This is a genomic window from Corynebacterium sp. MSK044 (assembly GCF_030232825.1).
In the GTDB taxonomy this organism is placed as follows: Bacteria; Actinomycetota; Actinomycetes; order Mycobacteriales; family Mycobacteriaceae; genus Corynebacterium.
The window spans coordinates 54,627-80,351 of record NZ_JASPJJ010000002.1 but is presented as its reverse complement, the minus strand read 5'-3'; the positions used below and the strand labels follow the sequence as shown (position 1 = coordinate 80,351).

25 protein-coding genes and 1 tRNA gene are annotated in these 25,725 nt (G+C 57.7%); 10 read left to right on the top strand and 16 right to left on the bottom strand.

Annotation, left to right across the window (positions count from 1 at the left end; genetic code table 11):
- Positions 1 to 36: 36 nt before the first annotated feature.
- Genes gnd through QP994_RS01885 form a run of 6 tightly spaced genes read left to right on the top strand, consistent with a single transcriptional unit; the run spans position 37 to position 7,721 of the window.
- The gene (gene gnd, locus QP994_RS01910) at positions 37 to 1,539 is read left to right on the top strand and encodes an NADP-dependent phosphogluconate dehydrogenase (protein WP_284854858.1); all 1,503 of its coding nucleotides are present in this window, start codon (positions 37 to 39) and stop codon (positions 1,537 to 1,539) included.
- A 49-nt stretch (positions 1,540 to 1,588) separates the two neighbouring features.
- On the top strand, positions 1,589 to 2,929 hold the full coding sequence (locus tag QP994_RS01905) for a DEAD/DEAH box helicase (RefSeq protein WP_284865175.1): 1,341 nt from the start codon (positions 1,589 to 1,591) through the stop codon (positions 2,927 to 2,929).
- 12 nt (positions 2,930 to 2,941) lie between these two features.
- On the top strand, positions 2,942 to 4,324 hold the full coding sequence (locus tag QP994_RS01900) for a hemolysin family protein (protein ID WP_284865174.1): 1,383 nt from the start codon (positions 2,942 to 2,944) through the stop codon (positions 4,322 to 4,324).
- A complete protein-coding gene (locus tag QP994_RS01895; protein WP_284854861.1) occupies positions 4,321 to 5,382 on the top strand; it encodes a hemolysin family protein in 1,062 nt (353 codons plus the stop codon). The genes QP994_RS01900 and QP994_RS01895 overlap by 4 nt, the downstream gene beginning before the upstream one ends.
- Before the next feature lie 8 nt (positions 5,383 to 5,390).
- Entirely contained in the window at positions 5,391 to 6,257 is an 867-nt protein-coding gene (locus QP994_RS01890) for a 3-methyladenine DNA glycosylase (protein WP_284865290.1), read from the top strand.
- A 33-nt stretch (positions 6,258 to 6,290) separates the two neighbouring features.
- A complete protein-coding gene (locus QP994_RS01885; RefSeq protein WP_284865173.1) occupies positions 6,291 to 7,721 on the top strand; it encodes a vWA domain-containing protein in 1,431 nt (476 codons plus the stop codon).
- Between the two features lie 72 nt (positions 7,722 to 7,793).
- On the opposite strand, the gene QP994_RS01880 is transcribed toward QP994_RS01885, so the two are convergent.
- The 5 genes from QP994_RS01880 to secA2 all read right to left on the bottom strand — a co-directional run bounded on the left by QP994_RS01880 (position 7,794) and on the right by secA2 (position 12,922).
- A complete protein-coding gene (locus QP994_RS01880; protein WP_284865172.1) occupies positions 7,794 to 8,378 on the bottom strand; it encodes a MerR family transcriptional regulator in 585 nt (194 codons plus the stop codon).
- A 233-nt stretch (positions 8,379 to 8,611) separates the two neighbouring features.
- Positions 8,612 to 9,178 (bottom strand): bifunctional nuclease family protein, encoded by a 567-nt coding sequence (locus QP994_RS01875; protein WP_284865171.1) that lies wholly within the window; start codon positions 9,176 to 9,178, stop codon positions 8,612 to 8,614.
- A gap of 7 nt (positions 9,179 to 9,185) precedes the next feature.
- Positions 9,186 to 9,923: a transcriptional regulator FtsR gene (gene ftsR / locus QP994_RS01870; RefSeq protein ID WP_284865169.1), complete on the bottom strand. Its 738-nt coding sequence runs from the start codon at positions 9,921 to 9,923 to the stop codon at positions 9,186 to 9,188.
- A 77-nt stretch (positions 9,924 to 10,000) separates the two neighbouring features.
- The gene (gene odhI, locus QP994_RS01865) at positions 10,001 to 10,429 is read right to left on the bottom strand and encodes an oxoglutarate dehydrogenase inhibitor Odhl (RefSeq protein ID WP_284865168.1); all 429 of its coding nucleotides are present in this window, start codon (positions 10,427 to 10,429) and stop codon (positions 10,001 to 10,003) included.
- A 195-nt stretch (positions 10,430 to 10,624) separates the two neighbouring features.
- Positions 10,625 to 12,922 carry an accessory Sec system translocase SecA2 gene (secA2, locus tag QP994_RS01860; RefSeq protein WP_284865166.1) on the bottom strand — a complete coding sequence of 766 codons (2,298 nt, stop codon included), beginning with the start codon at positions 12,920 to 12,922 and terminating at the stop codon, positions 10,625 to 10,627.
- A 107-nt stretch (positions 12,923 to 13,029) separates the two neighbouring features.
- Here secA2 and QP994_RS01855 point away from each other — a divergent pair.
- Both QP994_RS01855 and QP994_RS01850 read left to right on the top strand, forming a co-directional pair.
- Positions 13,030 to 13,103 (top strand) — tRNA-Pro (locus tag QP994_RS01855).
- Between the two features lie 33 nt (positions 13,104 to 13,136).
- Positions 13,137 to 13,832 carry a hypothetical protein gene (locus QP994_RS01850; protein ID WP_284865165.1) on the top strand — a complete coding sequence of 232 codons (696 nt, stop codon included), beginning with the start codon at positions 13,137 to 13,139 and terminating at the stop codon, positions 13,830 to 13,832.
- A 34-nt stretch (positions 13,833 to 13,866) separates the two neighbouring features.
- Here QP994_RS01850 and QP994_RS01845 read toward each other — a convergent pair whose 3' ends face one another.
- The gene (locus tag QP994_RS01845; RefSeq protein WP_284865164.1) at positions 13,867 to 15,237 is read right to left on the bottom strand and encodes an MFS transporter; all 1,371 of its coding nucleotides are present in this window, start codon (positions 15,235 to 15,237) and stop codon (positions 13,867 to 13,869) included.
- 68 nt (positions 15,238 to 15,305) lie between these two features.
- Here QP994_RS01845 and QP994_RS01840 point away from each other — a divergent pair, with 68 nt between their 5' ends.
- Complete coding sequence (locus QP994_RS01840; RefSeq protein ID WP_284865163.1) at positions 15,306 to 15,710, top strand: cation:proton antiporter; 405 nt, start codon at positions 15,306 to 15,308, stop codon at positions 15,708 to 15,710.
- 21 nt (positions 15,711 to 15,731) lie between these two features.
- Here the strand turns inward: QP994_RS01840 and QP994_RS01835 are convergent, their stop codons facing one another.
- Complete coding sequence (locus QP994_RS01835; protein WP_284865162.1) at positions 15,732 to 16,697, bottom strand: CE1 family esterase; 966 nt, start codon at positions 16,695 to 16,697, stop codon at positions 15,732 to 15,734.
- Between the two features lie 67 nt (positions 16,698 to 16,764).
- Here QP994_RS01835 and QP994_RS01830 point away from each other — a divergent pair, with 67 nt between their 5' ends.
- Entirely contained in the window at positions 16,765 to 17,556 is a 792-nt protein-coding gene (locus QP994_RS01830) for a class I SAM-dependent methyltransferase (RefSeq protein ID WP_284865161.1), read from the top strand.
- Here the strand turns inward: QP994_RS01830 and QP994_RS01825 are convergent.
- From QP994_RS01825 to QP994_RS01785, 9 genes are all read right to left on the bottom strand, one after another.
- The gene (locus tag QP994_RS01825) at positions 17,553 to 18,287 is read right to left on the bottom strand and encodes a CE1 family esterase (protein WP_284865160.1); all 735 of its coding nucleotides are present in this window, start codon (positions 18,285 to 18,287) and stop codon (positions 17,553 to 17,555) included. The two genes, QP994_RS01830 and QP994_RS01825, sit on opposite strands and share 4 nt — an antisense overlap.
- 12 nt (positions 18,288 to 18,299) lie before the next feature.
- Positions 18,300 to 19,904: a ribosome biogenesis GTPase Der gene (gene der, locus QP994_RS01820; RefSeq protein WP_284854875.1), complete on the bottom strand. Its 1,605-nt coding sequence runs from the start codon at positions 19,902 to 19,904 to the stop codon at positions 18,300 to 18,302.
- Entirely contained in the window at positions 19,904 to 20,593 is a 690-nt protein-coding gene (gene cmk / locus QP994_RS01815) for a (d)CMP kinase (protein ID WP_284865289.1), read from the bottom strand. The genes der and cmk overlap by 1 nt, the downstream gene beginning before the upstream one ends.
- Before the next feature lie 39 nt (positions 20,594 to 20,632).
- Positions 20,633 to 21,673 carry a pseudouridine synthase gene (locus QP994_RS01810; protein WP_284865159.1) on the bottom strand — a complete coding sequence of 347 codons (1,041 nt, stop codon included), beginning with the start codon at positions 21,671 to 21,673 and terminating at the stop codon, positions 20,633 to 20,635.
- Positions 21,674 to 21,684: 11 nt separating this feature from the next.
- On the bottom strand, positions 21,685 to 22,248 hold the full coding sequence (gene scpB, locus QP994_RS01805; protein ID WP_284854877.1) for an SMC-Scp complex subunit ScpB: 564 nt from the start codon (positions 22,246 to 22,248) through the stop codon (positions 21,685 to 21,687).
- A 5-nt stretch (positions 22,249 to 22,253) separates the two neighbouring features.
- The gene (locus tag QP994_RS01800; protein ID WP_284854878.1) at positions 22,254 to 23,093 is read right to left on the bottom strand and encodes a segregation and condensation protein A; all 840 of its coding nucleotides are present in this window, start codon (positions 23,091 to 23,093) and stop codon (positions 22,254 to 22,256) included.
- Between the two features lie 21 nt (positions 23,094 to 23,114).
- Positions 23,115 to 23,990 carry a ParA family protein gene (locus tag QP994_RS01795; RefSeq protein ID WP_502869991.1) on the bottom strand — a complete coding sequence of 292 codons (876 nt, stop codon included), beginning with the start codon at positions 23,988 to 23,990 and terminating at the stop codon, positions 23,115 to 23,117.
- A 106-nt stretch (positions 23,991 to 24,096) separates the two neighbouring features.
- Positions 24,097 to 25,002: a site-specific tyrosine recombinase XerD gene (xerD, locus tag QP994_RS01790; protein ID WP_284854880.1), complete on the bottom strand. Its 906-nt coding sequence runs from the start codon at positions 25,000 to 25,002 to the stop codon at positions 24,097 to 24,099.
- Positions 25,002 to 25,676, bottom strand: coding sequence for an NUDIX domain-containing protein (locus tag QP994_RS01785; RefSeq protein ID WP_284865158.1), 675 nt, complete (start codon positions 25,674 to 25,676; stop codon positions 25,002 to 25,004). Before QP994_RS01785 ends, xerD begins: the two co-directional genes overlap by 1 nt.
- Positions 25,677 to 25,725 lie beyond the last annotated feature (49 nt).

The following is a 25,725-nucleotide window of genomic DNA, read 5'->3' as shown; positions in this document are numbered from 1 at the left end:
GCCTGCTTAAGCGAGGATCTTTGTATGCTCTTTCCTATGACTTCGAATGACGCATCGGCGAATGCCACCTCTGCCCCCGCTGATTCCACCGCTGGTCTTGCACAGATTGGCGTGGTGGGAATGGCCGTGATGGGTTCTAACCTTGCCCGTAATTTTGCTTCCCGTGGCCACACCGTGGCTATCTACAACCGTTCCCCAGAAAAGACCCGCGCTGTGATGGAACAGTATGGCAATGAGGGCTCTTTCATTCCATCGGAGACTATCGAGGATTTCGTGGCTTCCCTGGAACGTCCACGTAAAGCTGTGATCATGGTGGCTGCAGGCGCCGGCACAGATGCTGTGATTGATCAGCTGGTTGAAGCGATGGATGACGGCGACATCATCATCGATGGTGGCAACGCGCTTTTCACCGACACGATTCGCCGTGAGAAGGAAGTTGCTGCGAAGGGCCGCCACTTCGTGGGCGCGGGTATTTCCGGCGGTGAGGAGGGCGCGCTGCGTGGTCCGTCTATCATGCCGGGCGGCCCGAAGGAGTCTTGGGAGACCCTGGGGCCGCTGCTTGAGGATATTTCCGCCAAGGTGGATGGTGTTCCTTGCGTGACGCACATCGGTCCAGATGGTGCTGGCCACTTTGTCAAGATGGTGCACAACGGCATCGAGTACGCGGATATGCAGGTCATCGGTGAGGCATACCACCTGCTCCGCTACGCAGCAGGCATTGAGCCAGCTGAGCTCGCCGAGATTTTCTCCGAGTGGAACCAGGGTGACCTGGACTCCTACCTGATTGAGATCACGGCTGAAGTTCTGCGCCAGGTTGATGCGAAGACGGGCAAGCCGTTTATCGACGTCGTGGTGGATGCCGCTGGCCAGAAAGGCACCGGCCGTTGGACCGTAAAGGAAGCACTAGATCTCGGCGTGCCCACCACCGGTATTGGTGAGGCAGTGTTTGCCCGCGCACTGTCTTCCTCTCTTGCACAGCGTCAGGCAGTCCAGGAGACCGGCCTTCCGGCTGGCCAGACCGCTGATTTGGCCAGCCTAGGTGTGGACAAGGAACAGTTCGTGGAGGATGTTCGCCGTGCGCTCTACGCATCCAAGCTGGTTGCCTACGCACAGGGCTTTGATGAGATTACCGCGGGCTCGCAGGAGCACGGTTGGGATATTAAGCCGCAGGATTTGGCGACGATTTGGCGTGGCGGTTGCATCATCCGCGCGAAATTCCTCAACCGCATCACAGAGGCCTACAACAACAATCCGGAGTTGCCGTCCCTGCTGCTTGATCCGTATTTCCGCGGTGAGCTAGAGAACGGTCTGATTGATTCCTGGCGCCGCGTTGTCGTTGTGGCAACTCAGCTGGGTCTTCCCATTCCGGTGTTTGCTTCCAGTCTTTCCTACTACGACTCGCTGCGTGCACAGCGTCTGCCAGCTGCGCTGATTCAGGGGCAGCGTGACTTCTTCGGTGCGCACACCTATAAGCGCGTTGACATGGAAGGCACATACCACACCAACTGGTCCGGTAACCGCGAAGAAGTGTCCTCCTAGAGCGGTTCGGGTTCACGAAAGCACCGGAGGAGGCAGTAGACTTCCTCCGGTGCCTACCTTTGACCAGCTGGGATTACCAGCCCCCATTGTCAGTGTTCTGAATAGACAGGGAATCACGGAACCATTTCCTATTCAGGCTGCAGCAATCCCAGACATCCTTGCTGGGAAAGACGTGCTGGGGCGCGGGCCGACTGGTTCGGGCAAGACTTTCACCTTTGGGCTTCCCATGCTGAGCCTTTTGGTCGGTGCGCCATCGCGCCCAGGCAAACCACGCGGACTAATTCTTGCCCCTACCCGTGAATTGGCGGCGCAGATCCGTCAGCGTTTGGATGATCCCGCAGCAGCACTCGGTATGCGTGTCCTTGAGGTTGTTGGCGGTGTGAACATCAACAACCACATTCGTTCCTTGGCCTCCCCTGTTGATCTTCTGGTGGCTACACCAGGTCGTGCCCAGGACCTGATCAACCAAGGCAAGCTTGACTTTTCCGCAGTAGAGATCACGGCTATCGACGAGGCGGATCAGATGGCCGACATGGGTTTTCTCCCTCAGGTGCGTAAGCTTCTGTCTGCAACCCCAAAGCGTGGCCAGCGGTTGTTGTTTTCGGCGACACTGGACGGGGACGTCGATAAGCTTGTGCAACAATTCATGCACTATCCGGTGACTCATTCGACGGCGCCTGTGCAAGCCGCGGTGGATTCGATGGAGCATTACCACCTTCTCGTGGGCACGCGTGAAGCACGCAACGATATCGTGCCCTTTATTGCGGCGCGTGAGGGAAAAACTGTCATGTTCATGCGTACGAAGCATGGCGTTGACCGGCAGGTGAAGAAGCTACGTCGGGTGGGTATCAATGCGCATCCGCTGCATGGCGATAAGGGCCAGGGGGCTCGTACCCGCGCGATTGAGGGCTTTGCGGACGGCTTCATCCCTGTCCTCGTGGCCACTGATATTGCCGCGCGCGGAATTGATATTTCGGATGTTTCACTGGTCGTGCACATTGACCCACCCGCTGAACACAAGGCGTACCTGCATCGCGCTGGGCGTACAGCACGCGCTGGCACCTCGGGCACCGTGGTCACCCTGGTGATGGATGACCAGCGAAAAGAAGTTGATCAGTTGCTTCGGAAGGCTGGAGTCGACGCGACCAAGGTGGAGGTCCGCGCAGGTGATGCAGAATTAGCTAAAATAACGGGAGCGAGAAAGCCCACCGGAAACCCGCTGCCCCCACCAGGACAGCCGGCAAAGGCAGGACAATCCTCGTCTTCCAACCACCGGTCGGCGCGCGGCAACAACCGTCGACGCGGAGGCAACCAACCACACCGCTCAGGCGCGCGCCGCCAGAAAAGGAGTTCAGGGCGCGGAAAGCGCGGCACCAACCGCTCTTCCTAGCGTCCCCGGCCCATGGACATTCTCATATCCATCCTCGCCCTTCTCGGGTTTATTTTGCTCACAGCCTCCACAGGCTTGTTCGTTGCTATTGAATTCGCTATGACGGGGCTGGAGCGCTCGGTGCTTGAGGCCCATGTCCAGGAAAAGGGCGATAAAACAGCCAAGGCAGTTCAGCGCGACCATTCGAATCTTTCCTTCGTACTCTCCGGGGCGCAGCTAGGCATCACCCTCACCACGTTGGCCACGGGCTTTCTGGCAGAGCCTGTACTCGCTCGATTCTTCGGGCCCGCGCTAGAACTCGTGGGTTTGAATGAATCTGCATCACGCGCTGTAGCCATCGTGTTGGCACTCATTGTGGCCACTATTTTGTCGATGGTCTTCGGCGAGCTGGTGCCCAAGAACATCGCCATTACTAATCCGTTGGCCACCGCGCGTTTCGTAGTGCCGCCGGTGAACGCTTTCAACACTGTGTTCGCCTGGTTTATTAAGTCCATGAACGCCTCCGCTAACTGGTTCGTGCGCAAGATGGGCATTGAGCCTGCTGATGAGTTGGCATCTGCCCGCTCTGGCCCAGAACTCGGTGCGATGGTGCGCAGCTCAGCTCAAGCCGGTGGTTTGGATAAGGAGACCGCGCGGATGATTGACCGGTCCCTCCAGTTCGGTGAAACCACGGCGGAGGAAGTGATGACGCCGAGGTCCACTATCGATTCCCTCGATGCTGAAGACACGGTCAGCGACCTCATTGCGCTGGCTATGGAAACAGGACACTCCCGCTTCCCCGTTCGCCGCGGAGATTTGGATGACACGATTGGTCTTGTCCACATCAAGGACGCTTTTTCCGTGGACCGTGCACTGCGCGCCACAACCAAGGTGGAAGATCTAGCTAAACCGATCAGCTCTGTACCGGGCACACTCGATGGTGATGCTGTTTTGAATCAGGTGCGTTCCGCTGGCTCTCAAGTGGTGCTCGTCGCCGATGAATACGGAGGCACACAAGGATTGGTCACCATTGAGGATGTTGTTGAGGAGATCCTCGGCGAGGTCTATGACGAATACGATGACCGTGAATCAGAGCGTGACTTCCAACGATTCGGTTCTTCGTGGGAGGTCTCCGGGCTCGTGCGCCTGGACGAATTGAGTGACCGAGTCAGCTACCTCGCTCCTGACGGGCCTTACGAAACGCTGGGTGGGCTGATCATGTTCGCCCTAGGACATATCCCCGAAGTTGGGGACACAGTGGTGTTGCCAAGGACTGAACAAGAAGTCCACGAGGATTTTGAAACCGGTAATGCGGGTGCCTGGATTGCACGTGTCACCCAGATGGACGGGCGTCGCCTGGACAAGGCGATTCTTACTCCCATTTCCCATGAGGATGTTGCGAGGTACCAGTCATGAGTCTCGGTCTAGCAACAATTCTTATCGTCGTTTTGCTCGCGGCAAACGCCTTCTTCGTTGCTGCTGAGTTCGCCCTAGTGTCGTCCCGCCGGGACCGCCTTGAATCGATGATCGCGCAAGGCAAAACGGGTGCGAAGAGGGCTCTCGACGCATCTGAGCATCTTTCCTTGTACCTGGCTGGTGCTCAGTTTGGCATCACCATCGCGTCATTGATCTTGGGTAAGGTCGCAGAACCTGCAATCGCCCACTTCTTGGAGCGTCCGTTTGAGTTCATCGGCGTGCCCGACAATCTGGTGCACCCGTTGTCCTTCGTTATCGCGTTGCTGTTCATCACAGTTTTGCACATCATCTTTGGTGAGATGGTTCCCAAGAATGTGGCCATTGCAGGGCCTGAAACACTAGCGGTGTGGTTGACCCCAGCCATGGATCTGTGGGTAAAGGTAACGCGTCCGTTGATTTATGGGCTGAACGAGATCGCACGCTTCACCCTTAGGCTGTTCGGCATTGAACAGCGTGACGAGCTTGATGCGACCGTGGATCAAGAACAGCTCGCTTCGATGATCCTAGAGTCCCGTGAGGAAGGCTTGTTGGATGCGGAGGAGACTCTGCGTCTAGCGAATGCCTTGAAATCGGAATCGCGCAACCTGAAGGAAGTAATGATCCCGATCGATCAGCTGGTAACACTCCCCTACTCACGCACCGGCATTCCGCTGTCTGTTCTGGAGAACGCGGTGCGAGAGACCGGGTATTCCCGCTTCCCAGTAGAGGGCTCCGGTGGAGCTTTGGTCGGCTACATCCACGTCAAGGACGTGCTCGATCTGCTGGACACGGATGAGTCTGGTGTCACGGATCCTCTGATCCCCTATAACCGTGTGCGCAGGCTGAGCATTGTGGATGGCTCCGGCAGCCTTGATGATGCCTTGACGGCTATGCACCGGCGCTCTGCCCACATGGCACAGGTCCGCGATAACGGTGAGCTCGTCGGCGTGCTTGCGCTGGAGGACCTTATTGAAGAGTACGTGGGAACCGTGACCGACTGGACGCACGAGGAAGACTAGTGGACCAGGTGGTTCTTCCCCGCGCACAGTGGGAAGCCGACGCAGCAGCGCATGAGGAGCGCACCCGCCAGTGGATTGAGCCGAACCTGCAACGTCGTGCGCGGGGTGAGAAGCATCCGATCTGGGACTTCCTCTTCGACTACTACGCTGTGCGCCCGGCGCATGTGTATCGCTGGCACCCGGGGTTAGGCGTCGCTTTAGAAGATGCGGCCGATGCCCCGCAGACCCGATGGCGTGACTATGCAATCAGCGGCGATGGCACGGTGACCGCGGATGTTGCGAGCTTTGTGGCCCACCGTGGACCAAGTCTTGCTAAAACGCTCGAGCTACTTACTGCTATGGAGCTCAACCGGCCACAGTTTGATTGTTTCGGGCTGCACGAGTGGGCGATGGTGTACCGCACCAAGAAGCCGCGCCATGATCTTCCGTTGCGTTTGGGCACGCGTGGGACAGCAGAGGTTGTGGAATCGCACACGCTCAAGTGCACGCACTTTGATGCTTATCGGTTCTTCACTCCACCGGCGAAGCCGCTGAATCTCACGGTGTTGAGCAACGACACGCGCCCCGCCCATGATCAGTGTGCCTGTTTGCATACCGGAATGGATTTGTTCAAGTGGGCTTTCAAAGCCGGCCCGCTTATTCCCGGCTCCCTTCTTCTGGATTGCCTCGAGTTAGCCATGGATATTCGCCTGTTGGACATGGAGGCCTCACCCTATGATTGCCGCCCGCTGGGGTACGGGGTTGTCGCAATAGAAACGGCAGAGGGGAAAGCAGACTACGTGGCACAGCAACGAGCTTTTGCGCAGCGTGCGGAACCTCTGCGACACCAGCTCGTGCGCTTCTACGAGCTCGCGCTGTCAGCCGATAAGCTGTAGTGCGGAAACTCACTGCACGAAAGGGACCTCCAGATGGGACGCCATTCCTCGGGGAAGAATAATTACGCACTGTCAAAGGGGGCCATTGCCTTCCTTGCCTTGATTGCGATTCTTGGGCTCCTTGCGGCGTATATCTTCTCTAACCGCAGCAACACCAATGATGAGCTCAATGCCGGTGGTACGGAGGAGGAGTCGTGTGTCGCGGGAGACCTCGCGTTGCCAGTCGCCGCTTCCTCCGAGGAAGTTGGGCGCATGCTTATCGACGTCTACTCGGAGACCGCCCCCGTCGTCCGCGACTACTGCGTCCGCCCGGTGTATGTGGATTCACTGGCGGAAGCTGCAGTGTATATTGCTCCGAACACTTCCATCTCCCATACCGAGTTGGAAGAAGCCGGACGGGCAGCAGCAACGAATGAACCGTTGACGGTGGCGTCCGTTCCAGCGGGTGTTGCTGGTTCCACTGAGGTTAAGCCTGACACCGTTGATGTGGCTACGGTGGATTTCCCCATTGGGGATCAGCCTGAGGCCTCAGCTCTGGTGGCCGCTAAGCTGGCCCCTTCTGAAAGCGAAGCAGTTGCTGCTTTGACCGAGCATCGCATCGCGTCTACCTCGAAGGCCGAGTTGAACTCCACTCGTCTCATTGCCACAGCGGAGTTTGCCACCCCTGAAGGCTTTAAGTTCAGTCGGGTTGAGGGAGCCGACATTGTTTATTCTGCTATCCCCTTGACCACGTCGGACATCGTCACTGAGGATCAAGCCCGTGCCGGCCAAGCTTTTGCTGACACAACCGGCAAGCTTTTCACCGGTGATGGTGCAACCAAACTTCCTGTCATCGCTGAATCGGTGTGGGCCGCTGCCCTGCCTGAGGGTGGCCGATTGAAGACTGGTAGCGTGGACAACAGCACTGAATCAACAAACATGGCAACTGCAGCATCCACAGATACGCTCTTTGTTCTAGATACGTCCGCGGGCATGACCAACTATGCTTCTGCGGCCGAGGACGGTATTGCCCAGGCAGCGAAGAAGCTTTCCGCTGCGGGCCACCGTGTTGGTCTATGGAACTACTCCTCTCCCTTGTCCCCTGGAGTGGCTAACGGCTACCGTACCAATGTCGCCTTGGGAGACAACGGCGAGGAGGTCGCCAGCGCAGTCACACGCTTCCTCAACGACGGCAGCCCTCAAACCCACGAGGTTGTTCTTGCCGCGCTTGCTTACGCCCAAACAACTGCGAGTGCTGAGAACCCAGTGCGCATTGTCCTCGTCACCTCCGGCACGTCTGATGCGTCCACCCCGATCGCTGAATCGATCAAGCAAGCCGGGGACGCCAGCGTCGAACTGTCAGTCGTCCACGTTGGTGGCGGCGAAGAGGATAAGGATCTTGCCTCCGCCGCACAGTCTGCGACAACAGCGGCGGATGCTAAAGCGCTGCCTCAGGCTATCTTCGGCGCAGCGGCTGTACGCTAGCCACCCCATAACCCAAAGGAACCTGCTGCCTCATATTGAGGTAGCAGGTTCCTTCTTTAAGCTTCGGAAGTTTTAGGAGCTACGGCGACGGCGGCGGTCAGCCAGCTCATCTAGAGCCACCACGTTGTCAGAATCTTCCTTGGACTCGATGTCCCCAATACGCTCGGATGGGAAAGCGGAGATCGTGCCGGTGAGTTCCTTAACAATCTGCGGGACAGCAATAGCAAACACGCCCTGGCCACCACCGAGCAGATCGATGATTTCGTCGTTGCTGCGGCATTCGTAGACCGTTGCACCGTCCGAAACAAGGGTGATCTCTGAGATCTCGCCGACACCGCGGTCGCGCAGGTTGTCCACAGCGAGACGGATGTTCTGGAGTGAGATGCCGGTGTCCAACAGGCCCTTGACAATCTTCAGAACAAGGATGTCTTTAAAGGAGTACAGACGTTGGGAGCCCGATCCGGTCGCGTTGCGGATGGAAGGACGCACAAGATCAGTGCGTGCCCAGTAGTCGAGCTGCCGGTACGTGATGCCGGCAACTTGGCATGCGATGGGCACACGGTAGCCAACCTCATCGGAAGGACCCAGATCAAACAGGGTCTCCTGGACTGGGGCCTCGATCTCGCCGTCGGCGGCGTAGGTGTCAAACGTACTCACGTAATTACTCCCATGAAGTTTCAAAAGGGGCGCACTAGTTATTAAATGCCAAGCTTAAACTTCGGTCAAGACTTCGACGCGCAACACGCCGTAACTTAAACCTCTACTTTAAGTTTAGTCCTATCTTGCACCATTGTCATCTTAAATAACAACAGTAGCTTTTACATCACTAATCACATAGGTAACAGCTCTAACTGTGCGAGGTGTCTAAGTGGGTGGCAGTGATGGGGGTTCTACTCCCCAGCTTCGCCGAACCCGAGATCCCCTTCTTCAACACCAAGATCGCGCATGAGCTGCTGGAAATCTGCGTCAGCTTGTGCATCCCCACTCGCAGATTCGGGGTGCCTCTGGGGTTGGCTGTTCGTGTCCAATTCAACATCAAAATAATCAGCGGCGTCTTCTGGGGACAACCAGATAGAAGCTTGATTAATCACCTGCTCATCTACCTCGATAGGTAGATCCATCATCGAAGCAATGATGAAGAGATCAGACGGACGACAATCAACTTCAGTGCCATTGTCCATGGTGATCTGCCCCATAAAAACACCGTTGTAGTAACTGCTGATTTCAAGGGCTGAAACGCCGGTTGTGGAGTGTGCGATGACTTCGGTCAACACATCGTGAGTATCCGGTCGCTTTGGTTCCCACTCAGCAATCCGGCCGACGAGCTGCGCGCCACCAACGGGCGGTAACCAGACAGGAAGGAAACGTTGGCGTTCCTCCCAAAGCAATACCGCGCAGAGGAAGTTTTCGGGCCCGATGGGAAAGACTCCACAGAGCTTAACGGGTACTGTGCTCATGGAGCGACTACCTACCACTTGAGCGCCGCAGCTCGTTCTTCACCAAAGATGTGTTCAGTGCCAGGATCTGGCTCATCATGTTTTGTGCCATTTCATCAGCCTCCTGAGCAGCAGAAGCCTTCCCTGATTTCGCCACTGGCTGGGTCACGCTAGCGATTAGATCAGCCTGACGTACTGCAGCTTGGCGCAAGGTCTTGATGTGGCGCTCATCCAACCCGAACTGGATCAAACCATGAACGGCGGAAAGAGCGCGGACATCATTTGCGGAGAATAATCCTGAAGGATCAGGGTGAATCAAACCTGCTTTGATACAGGACTCCACGAGCGCCGGATCGCACTTCGCTTGCTCCGCCAACATGTCATCGGAGAAGCGGGCTGGCGCCTGGGCCGCAAGACTGTCGGTGGTGAAGAACTGCTCTGCTGGCTGTCCAGGAATCAGGGCGGCTACTGCGCCATTGTCCATGGCTTCAAGCTGCTCACGGATGACCTTAAGTGGAAGATAGTTATCGCGCTGCGTTACCAGAATGTATCGCAGGCGATCCACATCAGCGTCTGTGAAACGGCGGTAACCAGATTGGGTGCGCTCGGGCGAAATTAACCCCTCAGATTCAAGGAAACGGATCTTGGACACCGTGACATCCGGGAATTCCTCACGCAAACGTTTAATCACCACACCGATAGACATGGTTTTCACGCCCGTGCGGGGGGCGGGCGTTGCGGGAGTAGTCTTCCGGATTGCGCTCACGGCGTTCAGTTCACCTTGAAGGAGGGGCTAGGGGTACAACAAAGTCGCCTCGTCGATGACGAGTGCTGTAACGGGGTTTATGCGTTGTCCGCAATAAAGACCAGACGGAACTTGCCAATCTGGATCTCATCGCCCGTGGACAGTGCCTGCGAGTTACGTGGCTCACGGTTGACGTAGGTGCCGTTGAGCGATCCGACATCCACAACCTCAAACTCGCCTGCGTTACGGCGGAATTCAGCGTGACGGCGGGAAACGGTCACGTCATCGAGGAAGATGTCAGCCTCTGGGTGACGGCCGGCGGTGGTGGTGTCCTGGTCTAGCAGGAAGCGTGCGCCAGCATTCGGGCCACGCTTTACTACGAGGAGGGCTGCGCCCTCAGGCAGGCCCTCAACGCCGCCTACGTTCTCAGAGGCGGTAGCTCCCGTCTCCATCTCCTTCAGAAGATCGGCACGGAATACCGAAGTGGTTTCTACCTGTGCCTCCGGCGTACCGGTGTTCTCGCTCATGTCTTCTCCTGACGTTGTCGACGGAATCAAACTTACCGAACAAATTTCAGTACAAAATTTAGTCCACGATCATCATACCGGCATCTTGAATCACTGCGAGTTAGAACCGGCTGAGTCGCAGCGTTTTCACAGTCTCACCTGGAAAAAAGGAGTTCCGACACGCCGGAGCTAGGCGTTCCAGTAGCCTCCACTGCCCTACCGGAACATGTTGGCAATACCCGAAATGACGGAGTTGCCACCGCCTGACAAAGGGTTATCGGAGACCATATAGGTCCAGGTTGCGCTGGGCCGTTTCCAGCCGGCGTCTTCCATGTGGGCCCCGGCATCGTCGATAAGCACACTATTGAACGTGTCTACTGCCTGTTCAACCGCACGATTGGCCAGGTGCTTGAACTCGCGCACGGCAATGCGGTGGTACTCAGTCAGGGGCGTCTCACGCGCGATGGCGCGCAAGTGGATGGACTCTCGCACCTCATCCATGTGGGCCAGATGTTCTGACCATTCGTCATCCAAGTGGAAAAGCATGATCTCACGCGCAGCTTGTTCCAGAACGCCCTGATCAATGCCCGCAGCCTCAAGCTCAGCAGCACGCTCCGAACTACGCTCAGCGAGCTCAACCCAAGCCCGGTCGGTGTCGAGGAGGGTGGCGCGGCGTTCGTCGATAATCGCCCGATGATCAGCCAAGAGTTGGTTGTACTTCCACGTCTGCGCGTGGATTTCCAGCAGCTGTCCCTCGGTCACGCGCTGGCAGTGGGCGATGAAATCATGAACGCGCTTGGTGTCAATCCGGCCAGTCTCATCAGGCTGTGCTGTGATCTGCTCATCCGCGCCTCCTGCGGTGACGATGTCATCCTCCAAGGAGACGAAGAACAGGCTCAAACCCGGATCTCCTTGGCGTCCAGCGCGCCCACGCAGCTGGTTGTCCAAGCGTGCTGTGCGGTGGCGTGCAGTGCCGATCACAGCCAAGCCACCGAGTTCCACAACAGCATCGCGGTCAGATTCATCCGCACCGCCGAGACGAATATCAGTACCGCGACCAGCCATCTGGGTAGACACGGTCACGCGACCCAGATCACCGGCTTCGGCGATGATGCGGGCTTCTTCCTCATCGTTCTTCGCGTTGAGCACGTTGACGGTAATCCCCTGCTCCTCCAATGCCTCCGCGAGCGCCTCCGATTCAGCCACGTCATGTGTACCCACGAGAAGCGGCTGGCCAGTGGAGTGAATGTAGGCGATCTCCCCCACCAGCGCCTTGAACTTATCGTCCATGGTGGCGTAGATTCGATCCGCTTCGTCGAAACGTTGTAGCGGTTTCGCCCGCTCAATCGTGGACACACCAAGGTCATAGAACTGGCGGAGCTGATCCGTTGCCTCCACCGCCGTACCGGTCATGCCGCACACCAGTGGGTATCGGCGCATGAGAGCCTGGAGGGTAATGGAATCGAGGATCCGGCCCCCTTCGGAGACATCCAAGCCTTCCTTCGCCTCTACAGCGGCTTGGAGGCCGTCAGGCCAGCGCTGCAGCTCGGCCACGCGGCCGCGTGAGGCATCCACGAGGTCGATTTTGCCGTCCTGCACGATGTAGTGGACATCCCGGATGAGCAGGGCCTTCGCGTGCAGCGCCAAATTCACACGGACCAGGATGGTGCCAATGTTCTCATCGGAATACAACGAATCAATTCCAAGGGCCTTCTCAATCTTGGCCGCACCGTCATCGGTGAGGAAGACATTCCGGCGGTCTGAATCGATGGTGTAGTCTTTGTCTTCGACTAGATGGGACACCGCCTCAGTGATCTGGCCGGTGGCCTGCTCCCCCGGTTTCGAGCCGGCGAGGACGAGGGGGACCAAGGCTTCGTCCACAAGCACACTGTCTGCTTCATCGACGAGCGCAACATCTGCTGGGGCCTGGACTGTCTGGCTTCGGTGCGTGATCTGGTTGTCGCGCAGATGATCAAAGCCGATCTCGGCGACAGGCGCGTACACAATGTCACTCTTGTACGCCGCAACGCGCTCTTCGCGTGTAGAGGCCTCCGTGACCGACGCGACCGACAACCCAAAGAACTCCACGAGTGGTCGCATCCACTCCGCATCGCGATGGGCGAGGTAGTTATTCACCGTGATCACGTGCACCCGTTTTCCGGTCAGTGCGAAACCCGTCGCCGCCATCGCTCCAACGAGTGTCTTGCCTTCACCCGTGGCCATCTGGATGACATCACCTTCGAGCAGGCGGAGCACCGCCTGGTTCTGTACCTCAAACGGCGTCATGCCGAGCGTGCGCGTCGATGCCACGGTGAGCAATGCGAGGAACTCCGGCTTCTTCGAAATCTCCCCGTTCGCAACAGTCTCCCGCACCGCCTCAGCGATCTGCGCGTCGCTGTACTGCTCATATCCAGCGATCAGCTCATGCGCTTGCGACACAATGCCTTTCGACTTCTTGTTGTTGCGCTCGGCGGTTGAGCCCATCGCCTTCCAGAACCAGTCAAACTTGCCCATGGGGCAACTTTACGTGACCAGCCGATTACATCAATCAATCCCCCGTGGGGTAATCTAGCGGACGTTCGCCTCATGCAGGCTTAACGCTTGCGCTTATCGACGAACAGCGGGCTGTGGCGCAGTTTGGTAGCGCACCACACTGGGGGTGTGGGGGTCGCAGGTTCAAATCCTGTCAGTCCGACAAAATCTTTTCGGGGCTTATACTTCAGGTGAAATGAGTCACACTCATTTCACCCTTTCGCTATTTTTCCACCTGCCCGCAAAGGACACTGGTATGGCGACGAAGTCCACCGACCCCACTCAGCCCAACAAGCCCAAGAAGCTCAAGCGGAAATACAAGCAGCTGAAGCGCCGCTATGAGAAGTTTCCGGAGCAAGTCAAGATGACTTTCAACATCCTGGGCACCGTTGCACTCTTTGGCTTCTTCATTGTCATGTCCTTCTTGATCATGACGATCCTGTGGTTGTTTTTCACTGTCCCCTGGTTAGCCTCTGGTTTGTCATTGGCGCTTTTCCTTCTCATGCTTAGTGGAATCAACGGATGGACCAAAAACGGAACGTACCTTTTCTGGGGTGCGATTGGTCTTACTACGCTTCTGGATTATCCCGGAAATCCGATTTACTACAGGCCCTTTGAAAAGCTCTTCCTCGAGGAACGACAGTTCGTTTCCGGCACCGCGACCATTGAAAAACCTTCGGCGGGTGAAACAGTGCTGAGCGGAAACAACGTGATTGTCGATGCTGCCGGGGACGTCATCTACGACATCATCGACTTCCACGTCTTCCTTTACCGTCTCGCTTTCTACGCCATTCTTTATGGCTCCCTGATCACCATTCGGGGCTACTTGCCAAAGGGGGAGGTTCCAAAGAATCAAGCTGCGTGGTACGGACCATCGACGATCACGGACTAAGCCTTAGACCCCGAGGAAGACGTCGACTAGCGCATTAGGTGTCGGATTCGACGACGCGGTAGTTAGCCCGGTTGACGAACTTGGACGTTGCACGCTTAGCGACGAGCAGCCCAATGAAACCAAATGCCCACACGGCAAGGACCGCGAGCCAGCCGATGCGGAAGGACTCCCAGGTGTAGTTGCTGCCTGTCGAAGTGGCGTCGAGCAAGAAGCCAACGCTCGGCGCAGCAATCATGGTGGCAACGAAGCCGCCCATGTTGGCCAGGCCGGTGCCGGTGGCCAGAATCTTGCGGTCAACTTCCTCACGGACGGAGTCAAAACCGAAGTTGGATTTAGCACCCATTGCTGCCATCAGAATGTTGAGCACAATGACTGCCCAGAAGGCAGGCGGGTTAGTGGGCAACAGGAATGCGACCCAGATGAGAAGGTCCATGACGGCGATGATTGCCACCACGTTGATGCGTTTGCGGCCCGTGCGGGCGGAGATCATTCCCATGAGTGGGCCAGCGAGGATGACGGCCGCGGTGTTGATCACCAGAACGGAACTGGCTTGAGCCGGGCTGAGTCCCAAGCCCAAGGTCATCAGCGGCATGCCCCACAGAAGGGTGAAGATGCACTGGTGCATCAGGCCGGTCCAGTGAGTGAAGAAGCCCTGCCAGCACACCGGGTTGGTCAGGACCATCTTCAAGGTTTGGCCGATGGTGAGGCGCTCCGATTCGGTGCTACGGTGGGCGTTTTTGTCTTTGCGGGCGTCGGGGGCGTCGGCAAGCGCAACGAGCCCCACGATTACGATGATGAGGCCGGCGGTACTGACGGACAGGAACGCGGGCACCCACCCCGCGGCATGAAGGATGGCCAGGAACGGGACGGCGGAGATGAATTGGCCTAGCTGGCCCAGTCCCGCGGTGAGCTGTGTGAACAGCGGAGTCAGGCGCAGCGGGAACCATAGGGGCAACAAACGCATGGCTCCCAAGAATGCAGTAGCGTCGCCCGCACCAATGAGCACACGAGCAGCGACTGCGAGTGGGTATGACGTGGTGAACGCGATGATCACCTGGCCGATGGCCATGATGAGCGCACCAGCGACCATTGTCTTCTTAGGGCCGATGCGGTCAATGATGATGCCGGTAGGAATCTGCGCCAAGGCGTACACGCCCACCTGGACAGCGGTGAACACAGCCAGCTGGGAGGCGTTGATGTGGAAGCGATCGAGGGCCTCCACGCCGGCAACACCGAGGGACGTACGGCCGACGATTGCCACGACGTAGGTAAGCAGAGCCGCCACCCACACGACAAGCGCGCGAGCAGTCAGCTGCTCACGCGGGTTCTTTGGTGTGGAGTCTGCGGGTTGGCTCCGTGTTGCTTCCGGTTCACGAGAATGACGCTGATTTTCCACGCGTCTCATGCTAGACCTGCCCCACAAACTGTGTATCGGCGGGTCGTGCTCTCCCCATTAGGGGGAGAGCACGTTTCGTGCTTCTGGACAATCTGCCGGTGATGCAGACTTCAACCTGCGGATTTGTTACTCACGTACTTGGTTGCGGTCTCATTCCATGGGCTGTGCGACTGCCACCGCTCATTGGGTTTCTCGTTGCCGGCTTTGCGCTCCATGCCGCTGGCGTAGAACATGTTGCGGCACTCGACCTCTTCTCCGACATCGGCGTGAGCCTCATGCTGTTTGCCATTGGTCTGCGCCTCGACCTCAAGGCGTTGACCGATGAATGCGTGATCAGTTCAGTGGCCATGTACCGCGAAGATGTCGAGGACCTGGAAGCCCTTGGCCTCAACGTTGTCGTCCACCTCCAAGACGGTGCCGGCGAATCCTTGGCAGAACGCACCTTCATTGAGAACAGGCACCGGCAGCTGAAGGCGGAGTAAACCTATGCCCCACTCTGGAGCCTAGTTGCGCCGGGGGATGCGGAAAAAGTCCAGGATCGTCTTCGTCGCAAAGTTTTTGCTTGTTAGTGCGCCCGGCCCGATGTCGATGAGACCGCCGGGCCACACGTGTCTACTGCCCTCGAGGCGGTAATGCTCCAGCGGCGCATCGCAATGCTGCCAGGTGAGTTTTTGTCCCGGACGTTCAAAGGGTTCAGCGATGGGCTGTGGGTGGCAGTGATTCCGCTTCTCCGCTTCGACGAGAACGCGCTGTACAGGCTCATAGCGGGTGTGATACCGCCAGCCGCCTTCATAGTCGATGACTGGATCGGCAGTGCCATGGAAGTCAATCTGCTTCATGGGCACCGGCGCGCACCCCTCAAACACCTTCTCGTAGTAGGCGGCTGACACAGTGGCAATACCGGTGAGATGGTGTGGCCGATGGCAGGCTGCATACGCCACAAATCCGCCGCCGTTGGAGTGGCCGGCAGCGAACACACGGGCTGGATTAACCGGATAATCGCGCAGCATCTGCTCACGCACCGCGTCGAAAAATGCGAGGTCCTCCTCCCCCGTCGTCGTTGCGTACGGTGCGGGAGCCCACGAGGTGTTCACGCCCTGCATGTACACCACAACAGCGTGGGCGGAATCAAAGTTCGTGGTGGCGCGCATCTGATCCATGGTCATGCGGTAGCCGTGAAAAACCATGATGAGTGGCAACCCATCAAGCGCGTGCACATCCGTTGGTGTGGAGACGAGGTATTCGCGTTCATGCCCGCCAATGTGCATCGTGCGGCGGTGCGTCGTCGTTGGGCCATTGGCCATTGGGCGGTATTCCGGCGGTTCGTTGAAGACTTCCACGACTTTGTCCTCAACCGCGGCTTTGCCCGGCAGTGAGCCGCATGCGCTCACATGAAAGCAGCTCAACAGCACCACAGCAGCAGCAGCAACTGCTGAGCGGAAAGCAGATTTTAGGCGGGCATTTTTCACTCGTTCTAACCTACGCTACTTGCCCAAAAATTCACGTCCTACCCAGACACCAGGTACATTGCACCCCATGAGTTTCGGCCCGGAGCAACATCGCTTCATTCCAAGCAAAAAGAATGCGCCGGGGTTCAGCGACGAAACAGCACGCACGTTCACCGCGGGGGCGTTTCAAGCAGGAGCATCGCTTTACGACGATGTCCGGCCTTCCTACCCTTTCGCGGTTTCTGAGCTTGTCACTGATGCGACAACCGTGATTGATGTCGGTGCAGGATCGGGCAAACTCGCGGCAGATTTGCTGACCCCTGGGCGCACGGTCTTTGCTGTGGACCCGTCAGCAGACATGCTTACCGTGTTGAAGCAACAGCACTCAGCAGTACATGCTTGGCGCGCAACTGCTGAGGCAACCGGGGTGCGGGATAGTTCGGTGGACGCCTACGTCAGCGCGCAAACCTGGCACTGGGTGGACACTGCAGCAGCAAGCGCGGAGGCTGACCGAGTAGTCGCACCTGGTGGCAAGCTCATGTTGTGCTGGAACACGCTGGACGTTTCCCACTCATGGGTACTGCGCTATTCCCGCATCTCCCATTCCGGTGACGTGCACCGCGAAGGTTTCTACCCTGAGGTATATGCCCCCTGGTCCCTGACTGAGGAGCTTCGCCTGCGCTGGTTCCAGGAAGTCACCACGGCTGATTTGTTCGCGTTGGCTAAAACGCGGTCCTACTGGTTGCGTGCATCAGACACGACGCGAGCGAAGGTAGAGGCGAATCTGAGGTGGTACCTCTACGAACGATTGGGGTTTGAAGAAGGAGATCGGATTCCTCTGCCCTATCGCACCGACGCATTCTTGTATGAGCGTGCTTAGTGCTCAGCCCAGGTGATACCAAAGAAATCGAGAATAATCTCGGTGACATCAATGCCCCGACTGCGTGCCCAGATTCCTGCTGGCCATTCATGGCCCATGCCCTCGACAGGAATGTGAGCAGTCCGCGCCTGGTCGCCGTTGCGCTCAGCGAAAGCAGTGGCAACATCCCGTGCTGGTTGGATGACTCCCCCGCCACCACGGTTTTCACCGGCATAGGGCACAACGTCGTCCCAGGTGCCATGGATATTTAGGTAGTCAATGGGAGATCCTGCAGCTAGCTCATCCGCACTCGACCGGATGGCACCGGCAACGGTAGCTGCACCGGCGTACTTGTCTGGGTTGTTTGTGGCCAGAACAGCAACGAGCCCACCGCCATTGGAGAATCCGGCGAGGTACACGCGCTGCGGATCAATGGAGTACGCAGAGCTGATGTCAGCAATAATCGCTTCGATCAGTGCGGTGTCTTGCTCCACCGTCGTGATGGCATAAGGCGCTGGACTCCACGCCAGGCCCTGTCCAGTGGGAGTGACAACGACAGCGTTGGCTACGCCAAGGTTTGTGCCAATGAGAAAGTCGTAGCCATTATCCCCCTTGCCGTGAATACCCACGATCAGTGGCAACGGCTCACCATTATGCGCCGTTGATGGGACAGAACAGTGGTAAGAAAACTGCTGTGTTCCATGACCGGGCACGTCAACGGTGACAGTGCGAGTGCTGCGAGGGTGTGGCACGACAGTTGGCTCCTAGCGGCGCTTCGGGTTGCGCTCACGTACGCGTACGGCGAAGCGCACTGGAGTGCCGTGGTAACCGAACTGCTCACGGAACTTACGCTCCAAGTAACGGCGGTAACCAGCATCCAGGAAGCCAGTGGTGAACAGCACGATGGTCGGCGGACGTGTGCCCGCCATGGTGGCAAAAAGCACCTTGGGCAGGCGGTTATTCTTCATCGGCGGAGGGTTAGCGGCAATTGCCTCACGCAGCCAGTTGTTCAGCTGGCCGGTGGAGATGCGGCGATCCCAATTTTCCAGTGCCGTGATCATCTCCTGCTCCAGGCGGTGCAGACCGCGACCGGTCTCGGCGGAGATATTGATCTTGGATACCCACGGCAACTGGTTTAGCTGCATGTCGAATTCGCGGTCAAAGTAGTACCTGCGGTCCTCATCCATCAGGTCCCACTTGTTGAAGGCAATGACCATGGCCTTGCCCGCATCCAACACCATGGAGATGACGCGTTGGTCTTGTTCAGTGATCTCCTGGGATGCGTCGATAAGCACGACGCATACTTCTGCCGCATCGATCGTGCCGCGCGTACGCAACGAGGCGTAGTACTCATGCCCCGTTGCGTTCTTGACCTTCTTGCGTAGGCCAGCAGTATCAATGAAGCGCCATAGCTTTTGATCCAGCTGGATGAGCTCATCCACCGGGTCAACCGTCGTGCCGGCAACGTTGTCCACCACGGCACGGTCAGACTTGGACAGCTTGTTCAGCAAAGAGGACTTACCCACATTCGGCTTACCCACCAGGGTCACGCGGCGTGGGCCCTCCGTGATGGAGTTGGCGGACTTGGGTACTTCAGGGAAGAGACGGATGATCTCATCCAAAACATCCGCACCACCGCGACCGTGCAGAGCGGACACTGGCCACGGATCGCCCAAGCCGAGGGAATAAAACTCCGCAACGTCCGCCCACTGGGACTCAGACTCAAACTTGTTCGCAACAAGAATGACCGGCACATCAGAGCGCTGCAGGTTCCGTGCCATTGCGGCATCGGACTCTGTCACGCCGACGTGGGAATCCACGACCATGAGGATGATGTCTGCATCATGCATCGCTGCTTCTGACTGGTGCGCGATAGAGGCGTGAATGCCCTTGGCATCCGGGTCCCACCCACCGGTGTCCTGTACCCAGAAACGGCGGCCTGCCCAGTCAGCCAAGTAGCTCACGCGGTCACGGGTCACCCCTGGGTGGTCCTCGACCACGGCTTCGCGGCGACCCAGGAAACGGTTGACCAAAGAGGACTTGCCTACGTTCGGACGGCCAACAATGGCAACCGTGGGAAGAGCTTCCTCCAAGTGCCCATCCGCATTGATGCGCTGAACGCCAAAAGCAGCTTCGACCTCAGCCCAATCCTCCTCGGACATGTCGTTGGTGATGTCAACATCACCTTCGGAATCCTCACCGTAGTCGGCGGGGCCGAACTCCGATTCGTCGAAAAGCTGCTCAGCTTCCTCCCCATATTCAGAGATGAAATACTCTTCGCCCTCATAGTCCGCGGGGTTGAACTCGGTGTACTCGAACTCCGTGGGCGCATCTTCCGAAAACTCGTTGTTGTTGCGCTGGTCAGTCATCATGCACTCCTTTCAATCAACGCGATGAGGGTAGCCAGGACCTCGTCCTTGCTCATGGTCGAAGTATCGATGATCTCCGCATCCTCGGCGGGACGAAGCGGACTCGTCGCCCGCGAAGAATCCAGCTCATCGCGGCGGATCACGTCGGCGAGCACAGTGGCAAAGTCGACCTCGCGCCCAGCGGAGACATCTTGGTCATAGCGGCGCTGCGCGCGCACCTCCGGTGAAGCCGTGAGGAAGGCCTTTGCCGGCGCGTCAACAAGCACAACCGTTCCAATGTCACGACCCTCCACGATAGCGCGGTGCGCGTCACGTGCGAGTTTGCGCTGCAATTCCACGAGGTTCACGCGTACCTCCGGAATCGCTGACACAGCGGACACATTCTGCGTAACGTCCCGTTCGCGGATCTCCCCCGAGACATCCTCCCCAGCAAGAATCACTTCGGTAGAATCCGGATCATCGGAGACTTCCAAAGGCAGATCACGAGTGACCTCAATGACGGCAACCGTATCAGCGGGGTCCACACCAGCACGGAGCACAGCCAAAGTGGCCACCCGGTACATCGCACCGGTATCCACATACTTTGCGTTGAGCTGCTTAGCCAACGCGCGGCACGTGGTGGATTTACCGGTCCCTGACGGCCCATCAACAGCAAGGATCAATCCGCCATCAGGCATGTTCGTCAGCATTGCCGGGTTAGTGTTTTGGATCTTGTCGGTGCTGCTCATTTACATCTCCACTGCCTTGTACAGAGCCGTCAGCTCCGAATCATTGAGCGCACGCATCGCGCCTGGTTTCAGCTCTCCAAGCTGAACCGTGTGCACTTTCGTGCGCACGAGACGCTGCACCGGGTAGCCGGCGGCCTTGAGCATGCGGCGGACGATGTGCTTGCGGCCCTCATGAATCTCCAATCGGATCAGCGATTGGCCTTGGTGAGTGTCCACGATCTGCACGTAGTCAGCCTTGGCCATACCGTCATCCAGCTCAATTCCGTTCTTGAGCTCGCGCACGAGTGCTGGCTTTGCTTCGCCCAGCACTGTGGCCAAGTACGTCTTGGACACGCCGTAGCGTGGGTGCATGAGGCGGTTAGCCAGCTCACCATCATTGGTGAGGATCAGCAGGCCTTCCGTGTCCGCATCAAGCCGGCCCACGTGAAAGAGGCGGTTACCGGCCACAACACGGTCAGCCACAACATCGCCCACGCAGGGTCGGCCGAACTCGTCCTCCATGGTCGTGTGCATACCGCGTGGCTTGTTCAGCGCGAAGTACTGGTGATCCTCATTCACATTCACACGCACACCATCAACACGGATGATGTCCACGTTCGGGTCCACGCGCACGCCCTGTTGGCGGATGATCTTGCCGTTGACCTCAACGCGACCTTCATCAATCATCACTTCGCAGTTCCGGCGCGAGGCAACGCCAGCCTGCGCCAGGACCTTTTGCAGACGAATGCCTTCTGCTTGACGACGTTTCTGTGGCCTACCCGTGCGGTGATCCCGTTCGTCCGGACCGCCGAGTTCCACTGCCTTGCCCTCGGGGGCGACGGGATCTTCACGGTAGTCCCACCAGTTATCAGCGAGCGGGTGCGGTTCTTCTGCCGCCTTTTCAGCAGCGGCACGACGCTCACTCAAGCTGACGTTCTGGTGTTTGGCGGGCTTTGCGTTGGAGAGCAAGAACTTCTGGTCCTTGCCCCGATTCTGTTGATTGTCATGGCTCTTGTTCGAGCCCTTATCCGGTGAGCCTTCTCGGCGAGCGGTAGGTTTCATAGTCCCCGAATCTACCAGGCATCTTCGATGGAATCGACTTCCGGAAGCAGCGGTGCCAAGTCTGGCAATCTGTCCAAAGAATCGATGCCTAGCTGCTCCAAGAACAGTTCGGTGGTGACGTAGCGGTGCGCACCAGACGATTCATCGGGTTCCACCTCAGCGATGAGTCCACGCAGAGTCAACGTGCGCATGACACCATCGACATTCACTCCTCGAACACCCGCTACTTGGGCTCGCGTCACCGGCTGCCGGTAGGCAACCACGGCCAGTGTTTCCATCGCCGCGCGACTGAGTTTTGTTTGCGTACCATCCACCAAGAAAGCTTCTACTGCATCAGCATTCTCTGGCCGGGTGTACAACCTCCACCCTTCAGCTGTTTCACGCAAGTCCATTCCAGAGCCACGGTGATCCAATTCTTCCGCCCACTCTTTCAGAGCTAAGGCAACATCTTCTGGGGCTGCATGCAAAGCACCGGCGAGGTCCGCCACGGTGGCGGGTGTATCGATCACCAGGATGACGGATTCAATCTGTGAGCGCAGCTGCGAGACCATGGGCAGGTCCGAGTTCTTCTCCATGTTCCCTACTCCCAGTTCTGCGCGGCCACCACCGCGGGATCCACATTTTTACCAGTCCACGCAATATCCAATTGCCCGAGGGCCTCCTCCTGCTGGGCATCAATCGCATGGGCCTTATACAGCTCTAACACTGCCAAAAATCTGCCCACAACTTCCATTGTTTTAGTGCAGTCACGGGTCAGCGCGGTGAACGTAAGCCAATGATCTGGGCCGGCGAGTTTTAGCGTGTCCAAGATCTTCCCGGCCTGCTCCGGCACAGATACGGCCTGGGCATGCACGTGGTCAGTGCGCACTGTTTCTGGTGGCTTCGGCCGAAAAACAGAGGCAGCTAGCTCCGCGAAACTGCCCGCTGTGTGTCCGAGCTCCACGGGCGGCATGAGATCGAGGAACTGATCCTCCATTCCCACTGCGCGGGGATACCGCCGCCGGGCATTGGTCTGCCATTCCTCAAAACGATCAGCCACCTGCTGGTACGCCCGGTACTGCAGCAGGCGTGCGAACAAGAGGTCACGGGAAGACAGAAGCTCCAGATCTTCCTCGTCATCCTCACCACTACGCGGCAAAAGACGCTGTGTTTTGAGCGCTAAAAGAGTCGCCGCCGTGACTAGAAACTCAGTGACTTCATCCAACTGTGCTGTCTCGCCCAACAGACGCACATATTCAATGAACTCATCAGTAACTTCAGCCAAGGCGATCTCAGTGATGTCAAGCTTCCTGGCACCAATGAGGTTCAGCAGCAGATCATAGGGTCCCTCGAAGTTATTGAGAACAATGGTGAAACCGGTGATCTCTGGCTGGTAACCCTCATTACCAGCCATCGGTCGATTCGTATGCGTTGTTGTCATGCCGGATCAACGGCTCCCCTACTAGCGCTGGGAAGTGCGCTCGATGACCTCAAGCGCCAGATTTCGGTACTGCTCCGCGCCTGGTGAGTTGGGTGCCCACGTGATAATCGGTTCACCAGCGACAGAAGTTTCTGGGAAGCGGACGGTGCGGGTAATCACGGTGTCAAAAACACGATCACCGAAGACTTCCACCACACGATCCATGACCTCGCGGGCGTGGGTGGTGCGACGGTCAAACATGGTCACCAGGATGCCCACGATGTCCAAGTCGAAGTTAATGCGGTCACGCACCTTCTCCACAGTGTCCGCCAGAAGGGCGAGGCCACGCAGCGAGAAGTACTCGCACTCCATCGGGATGATCACGCCATGAGAACACGCAAGAGCATTCACAGTGAGCAAGCCCAACGATGGCTGGCAATCGATGATGATGAAGTCATACTCCCCGCGCACTGGGCGCAATGCGCGGCCAAGGGTTTGTTCACGGCCGACCTCATTGACCAATTGGATTTCCGCGGCTGACAGATCAATATTGGCCGGCACGAGATCCAAACCGGAAACATTCGTGCGCTTAATAGCCGAGTGGATGGAAGAGGTGTTATCCAACATCAGGTCATAGACCGTAACTTGATCCTCATCTTGAGTCACCCCAAGACCGGCAGACAAAGCGCCCTGCGGATCCAAATCAACCAGCAGGACTTTACGTCCCTGTTCCGCAAGGCAAGCGCCAAGATTGATGGATGAGGTGGTCTTGCCCACGCCACCCTTTTGATTAACCATGGAAATGATCGTGGCCGGGCCATGCTTGTCCAGTGGCTCCGGCTGAGGGAGTTCGCGCAGTGGGCGTCCAGTCAGTCCGACTGCTGCCTGCTCCGCATCGAAGAGTCCTTCGTCTGCCACAGTCCCGCCCTTCATTTTCAGGTCGACCAAACATTTACTGCCCGTCATCTTACACGGGTGTTATTTACCGCGTAATGCGTCTGATCCCCTTGTTTTCGCAGTGTGTTTAGGAACGCGGATGGGCGGTACGCCAGACCTCACGCAAGTTCTCTGGAGTGACGTGAGTGTAGATTTGAGTCGTTGTCACACTGGCGTGACCGAGTAATTCCTGGACGGTACGGACATCTGCTCCACCCTCAAGAAGGTGTGTTGCAAAGGAATGGCGCAGAGTGTGCGGTGAGATGTCTTTCTCAATCCCCGCGCGCGAAGCCGCATCTTTAATAATTGTCCACGCGCTCTGCCGGGATAGCGCTCCCCCGCGCTTGTTAAGGAATAGTGCATGAGACTTGCCCTGTGACAGGGCGGGACGACCACGCACTAAGTATGCGTCTAACGCCAGATTCGCCGTGCGCCCCACCGGGATAATGCGTTGCTTGTCGCCTTTGCCAGTGACCTTGATGTACCCGGGCATCTGGGAAACATCATCCACTACCAAACTGAGCACTTCAGATACACGTGCTCCCGTGGCATACAGAATCTCCAACAAGGCCTTATCGCGTAGGTGGTGAGGGGTGTCGGTCAAGCAATCGTCGAGAAGCTTGCTCACCTCATCAATACTCAAGGTGTCAGGCAGCTTCTCCCCCTGCTTGGGTGGTGAGACGCGTGCTGCAACATCCGCAACCACAATGCCCTCAACGGTGGCGAACTTATGCAGACCCCGGGCAACAACAAGTGCTCGGCTGGTTGAGGATGCCGCCAGTGGCTTCCGATACTCATCGCCCCGGCGAAGATCTGCGACATAGGCCTCTAAATCAGCAGCAGTCACTAAGGCGAGATCCGTTTTGCCAGAGCTTTCCAGCCAATCAACGTAACGCCCTACATCACGCCGGTAGTTGCTTAGCGTGTTCTCTGAAACACCCCGCTCAACAGCGAGGTGATCAAGCCACAATTGGCCAACTTCCCGTGCCTTCACTACATCCCAATCTTTTTCATATCGGGCTGGACACCTTGGTGCTGGCGCCGTAGCGCCATGTGAGTCGGCCGCACATCAAAAGGTGTGTCAGTGGAACGGGGAAAAGAGCGCCCCGCGAGCACATCCGATGCGGCGAAGATGCCGGCTATCGCAATCGAATTGATAATGCGGCCGGACATAACGGCTTCACGCGCATCCTCAATGTGCATCCAGGTGAAGCCCATGTCTGCTTCTTCATCCTCGGCTTCAGGGCGCTCCACCTCAGTCAAACCAGTGGCCATGAAGACGCGTACTGCTTCTTCGGCGAAACCCGGGGAGGTAACCAAGTCCAACAAAAGTGACCAGTTCTGCGCTTCAAGCCCAGCTTCTTCGACGAGCTCGCGCCGTGCTGTAGTCAGCTCATGCTCACCTGCAAAATCGAGCAGACCCGCAGGAAGTTCCCACAATCGCCGTCCTACGCTGTGGCGATATTGCTCAACGAGGGCGATACGGTCCTGTTCATCCACGGCAACGACAGCCACGGCCCCGAAATGTTCTACGATCTCGCGGTGAGCGCTGACACCACCTGGCATGGTCACCGAGTCGCGCCGAAGCGCCAGAATGGGCGCGTCCACAAGAAGCTCGGAGCTCGTCACTGTGAATTCATGTCGCGGGGATTGTGCGTGGGAAGTCATGGCACCAGTTTAGGCCCGGCTCGAACAGACAAGCCGGGCCTAAGCGCAA

What these genes read in the sequence shown, in the direction of transcription:
- secA2 (WP_284865166.1), bottom strand. Translation starts at nt 12,922, where the DNA reads ATGGGCAAGTTTGACTGGTTCTGGAAGGCGATGGGCTCAACCGCCGAG.
- QP994_RS01900 (WP_284865174.1), top strand. Translation starts at nt 2,942, where the DNA reads ATGGACATTCTCATATCCATCCTCGCCCTTCTCGGGTTTATTTTGCTC.
- gnd (WP_284854858.1), top strand. Translation starts at nt 37, where the DNA reads ATGACTTCGAATGACGCATCGGCGAATGCCACCTCTGCCCCCGCTGAT.
- QP994_RS01830 (WP_284865161.1), top strand. Translation starts at nt 16,765, where the DNA reads ATGAGTTTCGGCCCGGAGCAACATCGCTTCATTCCAAGCAAAAAGAAT.
- QP994_RS01800 (WP_284854878.1), bottom strand. Translation starts at nt 23,093, where the DNA reads ATGACAACAACGCATACGAATCGACCGATGGCTGGTAATGAGGGTTAC.
- scpB (WP_284854877.1), bottom strand. Translation starts at nt 22,248, where the DNA reads ATGGAGAAGAACTCGGACCTGCCCATGGTCTCGCAGCTGCGCTCACAG.
- cmk (WP_284865289.1), bottom strand. Translation starts at nt 20,593, where the DNA reads ATGCTGACGAACATGCCTGATGGCGGATTGATCCTTGCTGTTGATGGG.
- QP994_RS01845 (WP_284865164.1), bottom strand. Translation starts at nt 15,237, where the DNA reads ATGAGACGCGTGGAAAATCAGCGTCATTCTCGTGAACCGGAAGCAACA.
- QP994_RS01850 (WP_284865165.1), top strand. Translation starts at nt 13,137, where the DNA reads ATGAGTCACACTCATTTCACCCTTTCGCTATTTTTCCACCTGCCCGCA.
- QP994_RS01875 (WP_284865171.1), bottom strand. Translation starts at nt 9,178, where the DNA reads ATGAGCACAGTACCCGTTAAGCTCTGTGGAGTCTTTCCCATCGGGCCC.
- odhI (WP_284865168.1), bottom strand. Translation starts at nt 10,429, where the DNA reads ATGAGCGAGAACACCGGTACGCCGGAGGCACAGGTAGAAACCACTTCG.
- der (WP_284854875.1), bottom strand. Translation starts at nt 19,904, where the DNA reads ATGACTGACCAGCGCAACAACAACGAGTTTTCGGAAGATGCGCCCACG.
- QP994_RS01895 (WP_284854861.1), top strand. Translation starts at nt 4,321, where the DNA reads ATGAGTCTCGGTCTAGCAACAATTCTTATCGTCGTTTTGCTCGCGGCA.
- QP994_RS01810 (WP_284865159.1), bottom strand. Translation starts at nt 21,673, where the DNA reads ATGAAACCTACCGCTCGCCGAGAAGGCTCACCGGATAAGGGCTCGAAC.
- QP994_RS01885 (WP_284865173.1), top strand. Translation starts at nt 6,291, where the DNA reads ATGGGACGCCATTCCTCGGGGAAGAATAATTACGCACTGTCAAAGGGG.
- QP994_RS01785 (WP_284865158.1), bottom strand. Translation starts at nt 25,676, where the DNA reads ATGACTTCCCACGCACAATCCCCGCGACATGAATTCACAGTGACGAGC.